The organism is Peribacillus sp. FSL K6-5616, assembly GCF_038008245.1.
In the GTDB taxonomy this organism is placed as follows: Bacteria; Bacillota; Bacilli; order Bacillales; family DSM-1321; genus Peribacillus; species Peribacillus frigoritolerans.
This window is the reverse complement of record NZ_JBBOYT010000001.1, coordinates 2,436,471-2,453,576: the sequence shown is the minus strand read 5'-3', so window position 1 is coordinate 2,453,576 and position 17,106 is coordinate 2,436,471. Positions and strand designations below refer to the sequence as shown.

Genomic DNA, 17,106 nt, shown 5'->3' with positions numbered 1-17,106 from the left:
TAATGGTCAAGTGCTTACGATCTTGATTTATTTCATTTGGAAGAAGACGCCCTTGATATGCTCGTGTTTCTTTGCTTACAATTTTCTTTTCAAATTTTCGCTTATTCGCATTGACTTTCACATGTGTGGAATCGACGAATATGTGTTCAGCACTTTTAACTTTCTATCAGCGGCTGTTATTAAGATGCGATAGAAAATCTGTTCAAACAGGTCTGTATCTTTAAAGCGTCACTCATAATTTTTCCCTAACGTGGAGGAGGAGGTACTTTATCATGAAAAGCATAGCCTAAGAACCAACGGTAAGTCATATTTGTTTCCTCTTCTTGAATTGTTTTACGCATGGAACGAATACCGAAAGTATATTGAATGAATGTCAGTTTAACTAAATAACAGGATCAATACTTGGGCGTCCTACCTCTGAATACATATCTTCACCAAGTCATAAATGAAAGTGAAGTCAATGGCAGCCTCCATTTTACGAACCAACTGGTTCGGTGGCACCAGTTGATCTAAAGTAATCAGTTCAAGTTGATCTCGCTGAATAGAATCATGAAAGCATCCTCATCACCTCAGGTTCTAATATTTCTATTTTAAAACAAAAATGACTCTAGGCAAAAGTTGTTCTATCTAAAAGGTAAGACAAAGTGATTGGAGCGGGTGTTCGAGACTCCTGCGGGAAAAGCGCGTCTAGGGGAGACCCCGCAGGCGAAAGCAGAGGAGGCTCCCCGACCGCCCGCGGAAAGCGAGTGCCCTACGTTCCAATCAACGTCCAAATTGTACAAGCAAAAAAAATGTAGACAAACTCGAATTTCATCGAGTTTGTCTACAGTCGGGCACTTAACCTTAATGGTCAAGTGCTTTTGTTATTCAAAACTTCTTTATTTTGATTGATGATGATTTTATTTCTTAAAATCATTTCTTTATTATTAAGTCCAACATTGAGTTCTTTGGTATTATTCACTTTTTCCAGCAGTGAAATTACGGATATTTCCAGTAATTCAGAAATAGGCATTTGTGTTTTGGATGATAAAATTTCAAGTTCATGGATTAATTTAGGGGATAGCATTGGTTGTTTTTGATTTATTTCCATGACAGGACCCGCTTTCTTAAAAAAGTTATGTAATTGTCATTTAAGTATATAATGTCGGTTTCCGATAAAACATTAAATTAGCGTTATTTATGTTAAGAGTTGATGACAGGCATAACCATGAATGACTCAGCATAAGTCAACATACCTAAATCCAATTTGGAATATATCGTGTATTCTTTGAATTATATGAAATATCAGGGAAGGTACATTACAACTATATAATTCTATGTCTCCAGATTTGTCAACCATTGGCTTTTCTGATAGTATAAATGTCCATTTCGTCTTAGCATCGGCATTTTAATAAGTTTGATCAATATACAAGGAAGGGGAGTGATTTCATTGGGTAATCACCCTGATTTTGAAAAGGAACGGCAGCGACTGGATTTTACAAAACGTTATATCGATGTAGTCATCAAAACATCAGAAACAAGCAAAGATCAATTTCAGCGGAATATGCAAGAAGCTTTTGGCGACGCCGATTGGTCTGAATCAGCCTTATATTCACAGCTGCTGACGACGGCCAACTTTTTTGAGATGTCCAAAACCGAACTTGAAAGTTTACGCAAAGCAAGTAAAAAACCTTACTTTGCAAGAGTGGATTTTGAAAGGAATGATGGGGAGAGAGGCGAAGTCCTTTATTTCGGAAAAGCATCTCTTTATCAGAGGGAAAGCCAGGAACAGATCATCGTCGATTGGCGTTCACCGATTGCAAATCTGTATTATGAGGGACGGATTGGTGAAATAGAATATGAAGCGGAAGGGGAGACATTCAGCGGGAACATCACTTTAAAAAGACAGCTAATGATAGAAGAAGGTGTCTTGGAGGAGATAAGGGACATTGATTTGACAACAACGGATGAATTGTTGCAGGAATCCCTTTCCAAGAGTTCCAGCAATCGATTGACGGATATCATCACCACGATCCAGGAAGAACAGAATAAAATCATTCGGGCAGATTTGAATAAACCTATCATTGTCCAGGGCGCAGCGGGCAGCGGTAAAACCACAATCGCTTTACATAGGATCTCTTATTTCATTTACCACTATAAAGACTTGTTCGATCCGCGACAATTAATGATTCTTGCTCCGAGCCGGGTATTCATTGATTACATATCTGAAGCTTTACCTGAATTGGGTGTCGAAAAGGTAAAACAATTCACGTTTTCCGAATATGTTCAGGCAGCGATAGGAAAGCAAGTGAAGCTTATAGCGGATGATAAATTAACGCGATTGCTGGAAAAGGATGATGAAGAAATTAATTCAGCCGTCTGGATATCAGGTCTGAAGGGATCCCCTGCCTTTAAATATATATTGGACGAATATATAAAGGACATTTTCAGTGGGTTTCATCCGGATGCTGATTTTTATTGTGATAAATATCGCCTCTATTCCGCTAAGAAGTTCATTAGATTATTGGAAGAGGATTATTGGTATTTACCGTTATACAACCGGCTGGACAAACTTAAGGCCATTTTACAAAATGAAGTGAAATTAAAAAAGAAAACAATGCTTGAACGCGTTGTTGATCTTTATGATGCCAAAATCGAGAAGGCGCTCTATAAGAATATCGATCCAGTCATACGCAAGGAATTTGTTATAAAATGCCTCGATAAAAAAGAGGAAAGGATAGGACAGATCCAAAAGGCAATCCGTACTTCTGTAAAAGCGTATTTTAAGCAATTTAAAAGTAAAGATCTCCTGGAGTACTATCAGGAATTATACCAAGATCCGGAGCGTCTCGCCTCTTACAGCAACGGTAAGCTTACTGTTGAAGATGCCAGGGTTTTATGTGTGTACAATCATAAATTATTTTCTGCTAATAGTTATGAGCTGGAGGACTTGGGAGCATTATTATATCTTCAGGAGCGGCTTTTCGGTGTCGATAAAGAAAACAAAGCAAAAAATGTCGTCATTGATGAGGCACAGGATTATAGCTTCATGCAGTTACAGGCCCTAAAGACGGCAGTGGATACCGATATGTTCACACTAGTAGGCGATCTTGCACAAGGCATCCATTCATACCGCGGACTTCAAACATGGGATGAGGTTCACAGTCGTATTTTCCCTCGGGCGACGTATACTGAATTACAAAAAAGCTACAGAACAACTGTTGAAATTATGAAACAAGCTAATGAAATACTTCAGTTGTTAACATACGATTTCCCGGAAGTTGAACCTGTGGTCCGGCATGGCAAGGATCCAGAATTCATTTACATTGAAAAGGAAGGTTGGGAAGAAGAACTGATTGAACTGATCGCAACCCTTAAAGGTGAAGGTTTTAAAACGTTTGCCGTTATTGCCAAAACGATGAAAGATTGCAAGCTGGCAAACGAGAAACTAAGTGAATTCCATCAAGGCTTTCATTTAATAGATGAAGCGGGAAACATCCCTAAAGATAAAACATTGATTGTTCCTTCCTATCAAGCCAAAGGTCTCGAATTCGATGTCGTATTTGCAATTTCCCTCGAAGAAGCGTATTGCCACGAAAATGAACTTGATATCAAATTGCTGTACGTAACAATGACAAGGCCATTGCACAGGCTATATTTTTTAGGTAAAGAGAAAAATGCTTTCCTTATTGAGACATAAAAGGGGTAGGGTGGAATGCCTCCACCCTCCTCGTGAAATGCTCACAGATGCAAAAGGATATCCTGAATATCTTCCCATCCGAAACCAACTTTGATAAGCTCGATGCCTGCCATTTTAACGGTTTTTTCAGCTATCACTTGACCTCCAAGTGCTTTGTAAAAACCGCATGATGGATTATCCTTTAATGCCCAGATTATTAAATTCTTATGTTCCATTTTTATAAGCTCATGTATGACCGCTTTTATCATTTTTCGGCCAAGTCCCTGTTTTTGATATTCTTTTAAAAAATAAATGGCATATACTTCACCTTGAAAATGCGGATCATTCGTTTGTTCTGGTCCCCCGGCAGCGAAACCGATGATTTCCCCATTGGCGTTTTCCGCAACAAAGGTAGCATTATGCAGCATCTTTAAATTCCTTAGCCAGTTTTTCTTTTTGGCCTCCAGATTCATGGAAGACAAATATTGATCCGGAAGGATTCCTTTATAAGTTGTTTTCCAGCTGTTTATATGTACAATTGCTATTCCATCTACATCTTCTTCTATGGCTTTCCTTATCTTCATAAAAAACACCTTCAGATTTTCATATTTCCCCCTAGAATATCATGGAAAAAGTGAATAAGCATTTTATTTATGTTTATAACTGCTTGAGAAAGGATAAGAAATAAAAGAGTGGTCAACCAGATGAAGGGAAGGATGAGAAAGATGAAATTGAAAGTTGGTTTTTATTTTCCGGGCGGCAAAGAACTAGAGCATGAGGTTGAAGGCGATGATTCAACTCAAATGATTTCAAATATTCAAAAGCACCGTTATTATAATTTAGTTAAAGGCGATTGCCATTATGTCGTAGATACGGAAAAAGCAGCATATTTTTCTGTAACAGAAATATTGGATTGAGAATGAACCGCATTGGACTTTTATTCCATTGCGGTTTATTCTTTTTGTTGTAAGGAAACCGGAAAAGGAGTATCGTCAATGAAAATCAATTTTACCAAGAAACAGTATGAAACATTATTCAAAATGGTTCAGTACGGATATTGGGTTGCTTCCGATACTGAAGATAATAAAGAATTCAGTGAGATGGAACAGTATATCAATTCCTTTGCGAAAGATTTCGGCATGGGAGGAGTACAGTTTATAAAGGATTACGAAATGTATGATCTGAGCAGGGAATTGGAGGATCAACTTCATACAGTCATAAATGAGTATGAAGATGGAGTGTTCAGGGATAAGCTTGCCTACCATTTGGCTAGGAAAGAGTTCGCCGAGGAGTCGGAAAACCATGAATACAATCAGGAGGAAGCGTTTAAACGTATCATGGAGATCGAGGAAAAATATCATCTTCATATTGAAGAACACGGGTTAGGGAAATTGAAAATAGAAGAATAAAAATAGAGAGGACGTAATCTGTCCTCTCTTTTCTAATTTTGAGAAGTAATGATTCCATGATCATCAGTATGCCATCCATTACGGATCGGTTTTATGCACGAGGATTTTGACCTAATTTTTCAACTGAGTATTGATAAAATGCAATTAAGTCATTTTGTGACGCAAAGCCTGCTTGTGCAGTTCGTTCGTTCCCTCCGCCTTTTCCATTATAGGAGCCCAGTTCCGCTTTAAAATATTGTCCGCAATGAAAAGGGCTGTCCCCGCTGTCCGAGAGGATGACCTTTTGCTCCTTACGTGATGCTAATAATACGGTAACCTTTTCTTTTTTTACAATCGTACCTGCAAGGTAAAGCAGCTCTTTCATTGAGCTATCTTCGAAAATATGAGAGATGAATCCCCCTCCATTTTCTGCAAGCAGGGAGTCAGCAAGAAAATTTGCATTTTCAAGTTTTAAGTTTTCATTTGCCGATAGCAGCTGCTTATAGTCATTTTCAAGTTTCTCCACCCTATTCAGGATTTCTGTACGTCCGGTATTGAATTTAGTCGATAATGCAGAAAGAATTCCTAGACTTTCGGAATAATCATTCAATGCCCTGAAGCCGCACTTAAAGTAGAGCCGGGTAAGCTCCTTCTGCTTCTCCGCTTTGAAAATTTTTATTAACCCAATCTCACCGGTACGCCCTACATGAGTTCCACCGCAAGGGTTATATTCAATTCCTTCTATCTCAACAATACGGATATTTTCAGACACTTTAGGCATTTTGACGACAGGAAGTGTCTGTAGTTGCTCGTTTGTCACGTAATAGATAAGTATTTCGCGATTCTCGATGATATATTGATTAACTAGCTTTTCAGCAGCAGCCGTATGTACCTCAGCCCATTGAAATCCTGCCATTATATCGATCGTTAAATATTCCTTTCCAAGGTGAAAGCTGACCGTATTAGAGTCAAAAAGTTCCTTGCAGACAGCAGAGAGTAGATGCTGGCCGCTATGCTGTTGCATATGATCGAAGCGGTGGGACCAATCAAGTTCACAGTGGACGATCTCTGAATCTGGCCGTCTCTCCAACTTATGAAGAATCTTTCCATCATTGTCTTTTATAACGTCAAGAACGGTGATTCCTTCTATTTTACCCGTATCTGCAGGCTGACCGCCGCCTTCGGGATAAAAAGCGGTTTCTTCAAGAGTGATATAGTAAAAGCCATTTTCTACAATGGTTTCCCGAATTTCGGTATCCCATTGGGAAGTCTTGGTGGACGTGTAATACAATTTTTTTGTCATGAATGATTTCTTTTTCCTTTCAGTTGATCATTAAATTATATCACCGAAATACAAGAGTTTAAAATCGCGGGTTTTAGAAGATTAGTCAGGGAAAAAAAGCAAAACTTTATGACAAATCACGGCGGAGATGTTACGATGGTTTCCAATTTATGGACATGGAAGTACCTTTACCATATCCTTACCTAGAGTTACTCTAAAAGAAGTGGGGCTTAACAATGAAGGACAGTCAAGAAAACTGAGCCATGAAATTATGGTCATTGAAGATGATATTAACTTAGCGGAACTGCTAAAATATGAATTGATGGACAGTGGTTTCCACGTCAGCTATTTCAAAAGTGGTAGAAAGGCTTTTCAAAAGCTAAAATCCTCACCTCCGGATGCCATTGTGCAAGATATCCTTCTTGAAGAGGGGGAGATGGACGGCTGGGCGATCCTGAGGGAATTAAAAGGATCCGCTGATTTGAATGAGATTCCCGTTTTTGTTTCGACTGCACTTGACGAAAGGGAGAAGGGGATTTCCTTGGGAGCTAAGGATTATTTAGTTAAACCTTATAAACCGAGCCAATTATCCAAAGTGATCATGCATACCTTGTTAACTAACGGTAAACAAGGGCAGATACTAATCCCGCAGGCATTTCATGGAGAAAACAAGGGTTAAAAAATAAAAAACCGTAATAGGTATACAGAACATCAAAAAAATGATAAATTCAAATATGTTGGAAAAATAAATAATTGGGTACAATTGTAGGTAAAGGTAAGTTACAGGAGGATTTTTATTCATGCAAAAAATTCAGGCCGGCATGGCTGTAGAGTTAGAAGTGGAACGTAAGGCTGATTTCGGATGGTTTTTAACGGATGGTTCAGAAGATGTCTTACTTCATCATAATGAAATGAATGAAGGAACGGAACTTGAGATTGGCGATGAAGTAACTGTGTTCATCTACCATGACAAACAAGCAAGGCTAACAGCGACAATGAAGATACCCGAAATTCAGATTGATCAGTATGGCTGGGTGGAAGTTGTCAATGTGAAAAGGAAACTTGGTGTTTTTGTTGACATCGGTCTTTCGAAAGATATTCTTGTATCCCTTGACGACCTTCCGAATATAGATCGATTATGGCCTGAGGTTGGTGATCGTCTATATGTATCCCTGAAGACAGATCGTCATGATCGCCTGTTTGGTAAACTTGCAACCGAAGATGTCATTCAGGAGATTGCAGTAACAGCTCCATTAAAAGGGATTCGTAACACCAGTATTAAGGGAAATGTCTATCGTTTGCTTATGGTTGGATCATTCTTTATTTCAGAAGAAGGATACCGCTGTTTCATTCACGAAAGTGAACGCAAGGAGGAGCCCCGTCTTGGTGAATTAGTTGAAGGGCGCGTCATTGATAGTAAAGAAGATGGAACGCTTAACGTTTCTTTAATCCCCTTTAAACAAGATTTAATGGGGGAAGATGCTGATGTCATTTTCACTTATTTAATGAATCGCGGCGGTGCAATGCCTTATGGTGACAAAACATCACCTGATGATATCAAGTTTCACTTCGGTTTGAGCAAGGGAGCGTTCAAGCGTGCTCTCGGCAAACTGATGAAAGAAGAAAAGATTTACCAGGAAGATGGATGGACATATTCTTCAGATCGTAAATGAAAAAGGCAGCGGATTTTATCCGCTGCTCAGTCTGTAGACAAACTCGATGAAAATCGAGTTTGTCTATTTTTATGGCTTGTACAATTTGGACGTTGATTTCCACTCCAGGCACTCGCTTTCCGCGGGCGGTCGGGGAGCCTCCTCGGCTTTCGCCTGCGGGGTCTCCCCTAGACGCGCTTTTCCCGCAGGAGTCTCGTACCTTCCGTTCCAATCAACTTTGTCTTACCTTTTAGATAGAACACTTTTGCCTGGAGTCATGTTTGTTTTAAAATAGAAGTATTAAAACTTGAGGTGATGAGGATGCTTTCTAAACATGATTCTATTCAGCGAGATCAACTTGAAATGATTACTTTAGATCAATTGGTGCCACCGAACCATTTGGTTCGTAAAATGGAGGCTGCCATTGACTTCACTTTCATTTATGACTTGGTGAAAGATATGTATTCAGAGGTAGGACGCCCAAGTATTGATCCAGTTATTTTAGTTAAACTGACTTTCATTCAATATACCTTCGGTATTCGTTCCATGCGTAAAACGATTGAAGAAGTTGAAACCAATATGGCTTACCGTTGGTTCTTAGGCTATGGTTTCCATGATAAAGTACCTCATTTCTCTACGTTCGGGAAAAATTATGAGCGACGCTTCAAAGATACAGATCTGTTTGAACAGATTTTCTATCGCATTTTAATGACAGCTGCTAATAAAAAGTTAATAAGTGCTGAACACGTTTTCGTGGATTCCACACATGTGAAAGCCAGTGCGAATAAACGGAAATTTGAAAAGAAAATCGTTCGTAAAGAAACACGAGCGTATCAAGGACGTCTTCAAGAAGAAATCAATCAAGATCGTGAAAACCATGGAAAAAAGCCTTTTCCACCAGATAAATTTGATAAAGAAGAGACCAAAGAGATTAAAGAAAGTACAACGGATTCTGAGAGTGGCTACTATGTGAAAGATGAACGAACAAAACAGGCCGCAGACCGCAACGGTTTTGTATTGGGAACGATTGTAACACCTGGAAATACACATGACAGTCAGATCTTAGAGCCACTAGTTGAACAAGTGATTGAGAAAGTTGGAAAACCGGAAGCCGTTGCCGCAGATGCAGCTTATAAAACACCAGCGATTACAAGCTACCTATTTAACAAAGAAATCATACCGGCTTTACCTTATACACGTCCTCGCACCAAAGAAGGATTTTTCCGCAAACAGGACTATGTATACGATGAACATTTTGATTGTTACCTTTGCCCTTCGGGCGAAACTTTAAAGTACTCAACAACAAATAAAGAGGGCTATCGCGAGTACAAATCGCCAAAACAAATTTGTACAACATGCTCATTTTTATCTCGGTGTACAGAAAGCAAAGACTGTCAAAAAGTGGTGACACGGCATATCTGGCAAACACATGTGGAAGAAGCAGATCATCTGCGTCATCATCAAGATGTAAAACCTATATATGCAAAACGTAAAGAAACGATTGAGCGTGTATTCGCAGATGCAAAAGAAAAGCATGGTATGCGTTGGACTACTTTAAGGGGACTTAAAAAATTGTCGATGCAGGCGATGCTTACTTTCGCTGCCATTAATTTAAAGAAGATGGCCAATTGGACATGGCAAGGTCCAAAAATGGCCTAACATAGTGGGCTCGTAGAGCCCCAATCTCTAAACTTTAGGCGAAAATTCAAAGGGAATTTCAAAAGGGGTTCAGAATTTTTTAATTCCGAACCCCTTTTGTCTACAAACTGGGCAGCGGATTTTATCCGCTGCTTTTTTATTGTGAATTTCATTAAAAGAACTTCTTTTTACCTTTTTCTTCTTTTAAAATCTCCACAGCTTCCCTGAACCTCATCGAATGGACAATTTCCCTCTCGCGTAAAAACCTGAGTGAATCATTGATATCAGGATCATCCGAGATGTCAATTAACCACTGATAGGTTGCTCTGGCCTTCTCTTCAGCAGCGATATCTTCATATAAATCTGCAATTGGATCTCCTTTTGCTTGGATATAAGTGGCGGTCCATGGATTCCCTGCTGCGTCATGATAATAAAGGGCACTATCATGATTGACATAATGATCCCCTAGCCCGGCTGCTGCCATCTGCTGAGGTGTGGCATCTTTTGTAAGCTTATAGATCATCGTGGCGATCATTTCTAGATGGGCAAATTCTTCCGTCCCGATATCCGTAAGCAGGCCAATGACTTTATCCGGAATTGTATATCGTTGATTTAAGTAACGGAGTGCTGCAGCCAACTCACCATCAGCACCACCGTATTGTTCTATTAAATATTTAGCCAATCGAGGATTGCAGTCTCTTACTTTAACTGGATATTGCAGCTTCTTTTCATAAACCCACATAGCTCATCTCTCCTTATACCTGCCATGGCCAAGGGCCTCGGCCCCATTCCCATTTATTTTCACCGCCTGGACTGTTTCCAAATCCCAATAATGGACCATATTTAGGCTCAAAAACCGATTTCAGTTGTTGGGAGTATTCATGAAATTGATTGAATTGCTGTAAAGCCTGCTGGTCGTTAGGATGTGTATCCAAATAAAGAGTCAACTCGACAAGTACGAAATCGGCAGCCTGGATTTGTTCAAGCAACTGATAATATTCATCATCCAGTTTCTTATTCATTTACGTCTCCCTTTCCCGATATGGATTATCATAAAAATCATAAAAGAATTTCCAAAGTGTACCGTATTTCAAAGCTTCTTCCGGTGTGAACTGCTCCATATTGGGCGGTTGAAAATTAATATACAAATTAGGAGGTGTCCTGTAATACTTTCTCCCAATAGGCGGACACGGATCGAATTTACTATGGAAAGGTTTATATGACTTAACTAGGGTAAAAGTCTTTTCGCGAGTCACAAAAAATACCTCCTTTGTAAAGATATAGCCTTTAATTTTTATGCCTCGGTAATGCATAATATGACTGCTCTGGCCTAGAATGGGAGTTATATGGAAAAAGATGTTTTTTCAGAATATTATAAAATCTTGTTATAGTCCCGTTATCTTACTGTGATGTTTGTCATCTATTCTTTATCTGTTTGTTCTTTGTATAGAAAAAAACTATGTTAAGATTTAACTCGTAGCTTATAAAGCAGCTCACAAGGAGGTAACAACATATGAAAAAATCAATCTTATCGTTAGCGGCAGCGGCTGCTATATCCGGTGCATTCACAATTCCGGTACAAGCAGAAGATGTCAAAGTGAAAGATGGAGACACATTATGGGGGATATCTCAAACATATAAAGTATCAGTAGAAGATATTAAGTCTTGGAACGATTTGTCTTCAGACGCGATTTATGCCGGAGAAACCATACATATTTCTCAAGAAGAGCATTATAAAGTAAAGTCAGGGGACACATTATCGGGAATTGCACACAAATATGATGTAGGGGTAAATGATATTAAATCTTGGAACGGTTTAAGTTCAGATACAATCCATCCTGGTCAAGAAATTGTCATTAAACCGGCAGCTAACAAAGTCGAAGCTGCAAGTGTAGGGCCTGCACAGAAATCAGAGCAAGCTGCACAAGCAGAGCAATCCGAACCAGCAGAACAATCTAAGCCAGCAGAACAAACAAAGCCGGTTGAACAATCGGAACCAGTTGAACAATCGGAACCAGCAGATTCAAACAATGAATCCCAAGATCAAGCAGAATCTGGAAAAGAGATTACTGTTAGTGCAACCGCCTATACGGCTGATTGTCAAGGCTGCAGCGGAACAACAGCAACAGGAGTGGACTTGAAAGCTAATCCTGATGCAAAGGTGATTGCTGTGGACCCATCAGTCATTCCGCTAGGATCAAAGGTTTATGTTGAAGGTTATGGCTACGCAACGGCAGCCGATACAGGCAGTGCCATCAAAGGGAATAGAGTGGACATATTTGTTCCAAACGAACAGGATGCCGTGAATTGGGGCGTTAAAGACGTTAAAGTGCAAATCCTGAATTAATTTAACCATACAAAACATGTTTATATATTGAAAAAGCAGACACAGTTATATTGTGTCTGCTTTCAGTTTGTAGACAAAAGGATTCTATCTAAAAGTTAAAACAAAGTTGATTGGAGCGGGTGTGCGAGATTCCTGCGGGAAAAGCGTGTCCAGGGGAGACCCCGCAGGCGCAAAGCCGCCGAGGGCGGTCCGCCCAAGGAAAACGGAGTGCCTGGAGAGGAAAATCAACGTCCAAATTGTACAAATCCTAAATAAATGAAGACACAAACATAATGTGTCTGTTTTTTTAGTCCTTTTGGTTCACGGGAAAAGCAGGTACAATGAAAGAAATAGATCCTTATAAATCCTTGCAAGGGAAAAAGGAGGAGTAATTAAATTGATGGAAAAAGCACGTGATTATTTACAAGAATACTTTGGTTATGAGTCATTCCGAAAAGGTCAGGAACAGATTATCGAACAGGTTTTAGGAGGAATAAACACAGCGGGAATCATGCCTACTGGCGGAGGTAAATCAATATGTTACCAAATTCCAGCCCTTCTGTTACCAGGTGTAACACTCGTAATATCCCCACTTATTTCCTTGATGAAAGACCAAGTAGATGCCCTCGAACAAAATGGAATTGATGCCACGTTTCTTAATAGCTCCATTTCTGGGTTAGAATCATCCAATAGAATGAATGATATTAAGCACGGTAGATATAAGCTGGTTTATGTGGCACCTGAACGTTTGGAAAATCCTTCATTTCAACAGGATCTATTTAATGTGGAAATTTCTTTGGTTGCCATTGATGAGGCTCACTGTATATCTCAATGGGGTCATGACTTCAGGCCAAGCTACTTAAAAATCAAAACCTTATTGAAAAACATGCCATCTGCTCCGACTGTACTGGCATTAACGGCAACTGCCACACCGCATGTGACCGATGATATATGTCAGTCGCTAGGAATATCTGTACAGCATACAGTTTCCACGGGATTTTCTAGAGATAACCTGTTCTTTTCCGTTGTGAAAGAAGAAAATCGCGGACGGTTTTTAATGCGCTATTTGGAGAAAAACAAAAATGAATCGGGTATCATATATGCAGCCACCAGGAAAGAAGTCGATTCCTTGTATGCCAAGCTTATTAAAGCCGGATTCAAAACAGGTCGATATCATGCTGGCATGAATGAAAAAGAACGGTCGGAACAGCAGGATCAATTCATTCGTGATGACGTTCCCTTGATGGTAGCGACATCTGCCTTCGGGATGGGAATCGATAAGTCGAATGTTAGATACGTCATCCATTACCAAACTCCAAAGAATATGGAGAGTTATTATCAGGAAGCGGGCCGTGCAGGGAGGGATGGTTTGGATAGTGAATGTATCCTCTTATATTCCCCTCAGGATATGCAGATACAGCGTTTCTTGATTGATCAATCAAATCCCTCTCAGGAGTGGCAATCCCAGGAATTGAAGAAATTGAACAGAATGAAGGATTATTGTTTTACCGAAGGGTGTTTGCAAGCATTCATTCTGCGATACTTTGGAGAAAAAAACCCTGAAGATTGCGGTCATTGCGAAAATTGTACAGATAAACGTGACTCAGTTGATGTAACTACACAGGCACAAATGGTCCTTTCATGCATGTTGCGAATGGGTGAGCGATTCGGTAAAACGATGATTTCCCAAGTGCTTACGGGATCACGCAATAAGAAAATTGAAGAGTTCGGATTCCAGAAGCTTTCTACCTATGGTATCATCAATGATCAAACTGCGAAGGAAGTTGGTGATTTCATTGATTTCCTGACAGCAAAACAGTACATAGAAATGATAGGCGGCCAGTTTCCGGTACTCAAGGTTACCAATGCAGGCAGGGAAGTGCTATTGGGACAGAAAAAAGTCCTGCGTAAGGAAATAAAAAAAGTAAGCAGCATCAGCGCAGATCATGGATTATTCGAAGAGCTAAGACAGTTAAGAAAAGAATTGGCAAGCAAGGAAAATGTACCTCCATTCATTATTTTTTCCGATGCATCTTTGAAAGATATGGCCCTCAAACTGCCGAGGACTGAAGAGGAATTCCTGGAAGTCAAAGGGGTAGGCATACAGAAATTCGAACGCTTCGGAAATCTATTCTTACAAGGTATTTCCAAGTATGTACAGGCACATCCTGAATTAGATACGAATACTATGATTACAAAGGAAATGGTAAAGCGATCGACTAAACCATCTCACTTAGAGAGCTATCGCTTATATCAGGAAGGCAAATCAATCAAGGAAATAGGGGCATTGAGAGGGCTGTCTTCCATTTCAATTGAAAATCATTTATTAAAGTGTGCAGAAGAAAACCTGGATATTAAATGGGATGATATTTTCTTGGATAAAGAGTTCAATCTTGTTTTGGAAACTGCGAAACAATTGGATTCAGAAAAATTGAAACCACTTAAAGAAGCTCTGCCCGAACATATTTCCTACTTTATGATCAAAGCGATCTTGGTTAAAGCAGGGCTGGAAAACGAAAGGTGTTAAGGTTTTATGGATAATTTCTTCATTGAATAAATAAGAATTTGGTTTAATGCGTATACTAGGAATGATAAAAAGGTGAAATTTCGCTCCTTTAATCAGAGTCTTTATTAAAAAAAGGAGGTTGCTCATGTATTTTGGTAAAAAGAATTCAGAGGAACCAGAAATAGTTATGGAAGATACGATAGTATATGCATGCGGATCAGCGGATTGCAATGGTTGGATGAGAAAAGATTTTGCCTCGGAAAACTATGATTGCCCAATGTGTGGAAGTCAATTGGTTGAAGAAATCAGGGAGCTCCCAAAAATTGAAAATGAGTATAATGCGTTTAAATAAAAGAGGTGAATCAAAGCCTCTTTATTTTTTATTTTGAGAAGAAAGGATGGCGGAGTGTTTTTATCTTGGATTAATGCTTTACATATAGAGATATGTATGATATTATTAAATTTCAGTGTTATGAAAAGAATGCACTGGAGGGTAATTTAAAGTAACATTTTTATTAATAAAATAATTTTTCATCATTTTCATGATGAAGTAGAAACAAGTTAAACATATTTAGAAAAAAGAAATACATGTTATCACCAAGTATTTTCCTCGATCCATTTCTGTTCTTCATTAACTTACTTCTATGTACCATTTGTCTTTTGGAATTTAATCTACCCAATTGGAATTACGGACGGTTTTAATTAATAAACATGTACTTACAAGCTTTTATCTGATTCTCGCAGGCACGGTCTAGGAACCGTATGGATGGGAGAGAGGCAGGGCTTTCATTGTTTTAGGTTTTGGCATTAAAAATTACTCTCGTGCTCGCTTCGATTTGAAATGTTCAACGAACGAGCAGGAAGAACCATATGGAATGGATTCTTAAACAGGCGCAGTCTCGATTATCTGAAGGGTAAGTCCGGGACTGTGTTTCATTTTGGGGAATACTTTCTTTTTTAGAATCTTTCCTCAAATATATAAAGCATATATATGATATAATGGTAACTGAGATATGAAAAATTCATGCCGTAATCTCAAGTTCTTACCATTCAAAAAGTTTGGTTGAAAGAACAATAATCATACTTAGATTTGCGAATGGTTATTTACTCACAATTTAGATTAAACGCCATCTATTCTTCTTTTATCTTTATGGCTTGTGATCTGTTATGCAGGACGGAGTCAATTCAATTCTAAGGAGTGAGATATATGTATAGAAGAAATAATACGGAAGAAATCATTCCTGAAGAAACAAAGGTGTGGGAATGTACATCAGAAGATTGCAAAGGTTGGATTCGCGATAACTTTACAAGTAATGATGAACACGTTTGTCCGTTATGTAGCAGCGAGATGAAACCCGGCACCAGAATGCTTCAAGCAATTAACAATCCAAGAAACTATTAAGGCTATAAAAAAAGCTGAAGGGGATTCCCTTCAGCTTTTTTTATCTTTCTGCCAATTGGATGAAGCAAAAAGCAGATGAATGATTAGTGGATATCTTTTTTCTTGAATCGACCGCCTCGGACTTCCGCGATATCCCCTACAGCAAGGAATGCAGATGGATCGAAGCTTTTGACTATCTCTTTAAGTTTAGCTTCCTCAAGCCTGTTTATTACACAAAAGATGACTTTTTTATCATCACCGGAATATGCACCTTCACCAGCTAAAAAGGTTACGCCCCGTCCAAGGCGATTCATTATGGCATCACCAATATCATTAAATTCATCACTGATAATCCAGACAAATTTGGATTCGTCCAAACCTGCGATGACGATATCCATCGTTTTATATGCCACGAAGTAAGCTATGATCGAATACATGGCACGATCCCACGAGAATACGAAGCCCGCACTGCCAAGGATGAATAAATTAAAAAACATGACGATCTCCCCAACGGAAAAAGGGAGCTTCTTGCTAGCGAGTATAGCAAGAATTTCTGTACCATCCAAAGAGCCGCCATATCGAATGACCATTCCAACACCAATGCCAAGAATCATTCCGCCGAAAGCGGACGCTAGGAGGATATCTTGAGTGAAAGCTGGTACATGATGAAGCAATGTAGTGGTTATGGAAAGGATTAAAATTCCATAAAGGGTAGATAATGCGAAGGTTTTGCCGATTTGTTTATAACCGATAAAAAAGAAAGGAAGATTCAAAATGAAAAGAAAGATTCCGAGCTTCCATCCAGTGATGTAAGATAACATAATCGATATACCCGTTATGCCCCCGTCGATTACGTTATTCGGCACTAAAAAAATCTCGAGGCCGACAGCCATCAAAACCGCACCGATTGTAATTAATAGACCTCTCTGTAAAATCTGTCTCAGTGTTAATTTTTTATGCTGGGTCTTCTTTTGCATAATTTCTGTTGTACTTGCACCTGCCAGGTCTGACATAATCATGCCACCCACTCCTTCTCTCTATATAGGTTCTATTTAATTATAAACCTATAGGTATAATTAAATAAAGAAATTAACATTCTGATTCATATATTCCTGAATAATTATTGGTATCATTGATAACGTCCTGTAATGAAGAAACAGGGTTGTTAATGCTTGTCATTACCATGTATTCTTATTCTACTCCATACAAAACAATAGTATTTCTAATATTATTGAATTTATGAAAGAAACCAGCATTTTCTTGAGATATGGGGTG

General features: G+C 39.0%; 17 protein-coding genes and 1 pseudogene. 10 read left to right on the top strand and 8 right to left on the bottom strand.

Annotation, left to right across the window (positions count from 1 at the left end):
• Positions 1-13 precede the first annotated feature (13 nt).
• Together MHB45_RS11720 and MHB45_RS11715 are read right to left on the bottom strand one after the other, a co-directional pair.
• Positions 14-543: pseudogene (locus MHB45_RS11720) on the bottom strand (transposase); the annotation flags it as partial.
• 307 nt (positions 544-850) lie between these two features.
• A complete protein-coding gene (locus tag MHB45_RS11715; RefSeq protein WP_048683463.1) occupies positions 851-1,090 on the bottom strand; it encodes a hypothetical protein in 240 nt (79 codons plus the stop codon).
• A gap of 330 nt (positions 1,091-1,420) precedes the next feature.
• Here MHB45_RS11715 and MHB45_RS11710 point away from each other — a divergent pair, with 330 nt between their 5' ends.
• On the top strand, positions 1,421-3,679 hold the full coding sequence (locus MHB45_RS11710) for a HelD family protein (protein ID WP_237766608.1): 2,259 nt from the start codon (positions 1,421-1,423) through the stop codon (positions 3,677-3,679).
• Between the two features lie 41 nt (positions 3,680-3,720).
• Here MHB45_RS11710 and MHB45_RS11705 read toward each other — a convergent pair whose 3' ends face one another.
• The gene (locus MHB45_RS11705; RefSeq protein ID WP_048683460.1) at positions 3,721-4,242 is read right to left on the bottom strand and encodes a GNAT family N-acetyltransferase; all 522 of its coding nucleotides are present in this window, start codon (positions 4,240-4,242) and stop codon (positions 3,721-3,723) included.
• A 141-nt stretch (positions 4,243-4,383) separates the two neighbouring features.
• On the opposite strand from MHB45_RS11705, the gene MHB45_RS11700 reads away from it, so the two are divergent.
• Entirely contained in the window at positions 4,384-4,575 is a 192-nt protein-coding gene (locus tag MHB45_RS11700; RefSeq protein WP_034307314.1) for a hypothetical protein, read from the top strand.
• Positions 4,576-4,653: 78 nt separating this feature from the next.
• Positions 4,654-5,067 (top strand): hypothetical protein, encoded by a 414-nt coding sequence (locus tag MHB45_RS11695; RefSeq protein WP_048683456.1) that lies wholly within the window; start codon positions 4,654-4,656, stop codon positions 5,065-5,067.
• A 91-nt stretch (positions 5,068-5,158) separates the two neighbouring features.
• Here the strand turns inward: MHB45_RS11695 and MHB45_RS11690 are convergent, their stop codons facing one another.
• Entirely contained in the window at positions 5,159-6,349 is a 1,191-nt protein-coding gene (locus tag MHB45_RS11690; protein ID WP_072273077.1) for an alanyl-tRNA editing protein, read from the bottom strand.
• A 127-nt stretch (positions 6,350-6,476) separates the two neighbouring features.
• Here MHB45_RS11690 and MHB45_RS11685 point away from each other — a divergent pair, with 127 nt between their 5' ends.
• From MHB45_RS11685 to MHB45_RS11675, 3 genes are all read left to right on the top strand, one after another.
• Positions 6,477-7,007: a response regulator transcription factor gene (locus MHB45_RS11685; protein ID WP_081088623.1), complete on the top strand. Its 531-nt coding sequence runs from the start codon at positions 6,477-6,479 to the stop codon at positions 7,005-7,007.
• A gap of 121 nt (positions 7,008-7,128) precedes the next feature.
• Positions 7,129-8,001 carry a CvfB family protein gene (locus tag MHB45_RS11680; RefSeq protein ID WP_340907880.1) on the top strand — a complete coding sequence of 291 codons (873 nt, stop codon included), beginning with the start codon at positions 7,129-7,131 and terminating at the stop codon, positions 7,999-8,001.
• A 300-nt stretch (positions 8,002-8,301) separates the two neighbouring features.
• Positions 8,302-9,639, top strand: coding sequence for an IS1182 family transposase (locus tag MHB45_RS11675; RefSeq protein WP_340907879.1), 1,338 nt, complete (start codon positions 8,302-8,304; stop codon positions 9,637-9,639).
• A 151-nt stretch (positions 9,640-9,790) separates the two neighbouring features.
• On the opposite strand, the gene cotJC is transcribed toward MHB45_RS11675, so the two are convergent.
• From cotJC to MHB45_RS11660, 3 genes are read right to left on the bottom strand one after another with little or no spacing between them, the layout of a single operon-like run.
• The gene (cotJC, locus tag MHB45_RS11670; protein ID WP_048679126.1) at positions 9,791-10,360 is read right to left on the bottom strand and encodes a spore coat protein CotJC; all 570 of its coding nucleotides are present in this window, start codon (positions 10,358-10,360) and stop codon (positions 9,791-9,793) included.
• Between the two features lie 13 nt (positions 10,361-10,373).
• Positions 10,374-10,640: a spore coat protein CotJB gene (locus MHB45_RS11665; protein ID WP_048679121.1), complete on the bottom strand. Its 267-nt coding sequence runs from the start codon at positions 10,638-10,640 to the stop codon at positions 10,374-10,376.
• On the bottom strand, positions 10,641-10,874 hold the full coding sequence (locus MHB45_RS11660) for a spore coat associated protein CotJA (protein WP_048679115.1): 234 nt from the start codon (positions 10,872-10,874) through the stop codon (positions 10,641-10,643).
• Between the two features lie 257 nt (positions 10,875-11,131).
• Between MHB45_RS11660 and MHB45_RS11655 the strand changes: the two genes are divergently transcribed.
• The 4 genes from MHB45_RS11655 to MHB45_RS11640 all read left to right on the top strand — a co-directional run bounded on the left by MHB45_RS11655 (position 11,132) and on the right by MHB45_RS11640 (position 15,852).
• Complete coding sequence (locus MHB45_RS11655) at positions 11,132-11,965, top strand: 3D domain-containing protein (RefSeq protein WP_072273075.1); 834 nt, start codon at positions 11,132-11,134, stop codon at positions 11,963-11,965.
• 379 nt (positions 11,966-12,344) lie between these two features.
• Positions 12,345-14,471, top strand: coding sequence for a DNA helicase RecQ (gene recQ / locus MHB45_RS11650; protein ID WP_072273801.1), 2,127 nt, complete (start codon positions 12,345-12,347; stop codon positions 14,469-14,471).
• Positions 14,472-14,595: 124 nt separating this feature from the next.
• Positions 14,596-14,802 carry a cold-inducible protein YdjO-related protein gene (locus tag MHB45_RS11645; RefSeq protein ID WP_034307297.1) on the top strand — a complete coding sequence of 69 codons (207 nt, stop codon included), beginning with the start codon at positions 14,596-14,598 and terminating at the stop codon, positions 14,800-14,802.
• Positions 14,803-15,657: 855 nt separating this feature from the next.
• Positions 15,658-15,852 carry a cold-shock protein gene (locus tag MHB45_RS11640; protein ID WP_034307294.1) on the top strand — a complete coding sequence of 65 codons (195 nt, stop codon included), beginning with the start codon at positions 15,658-15,660 and terminating at the stop codon, positions 15,850-15,852.
• Positions 15,853-15,935: 83 nt separating this feature from the next.
• Here MHB45_RS11640 and MHB45_RS11635 read toward each other — a convergent pair whose 3' ends face one another.
• Entirely contained in the window at positions 15,936-16,850 is a 915-nt protein-coding gene (locus MHB45_RS11635; RefSeq protein WP_226990376.1) for a YitT family protein, read from the bottom strand.
• Positions 16,851-17,106 lie beyond the last annotated feature (256 nt).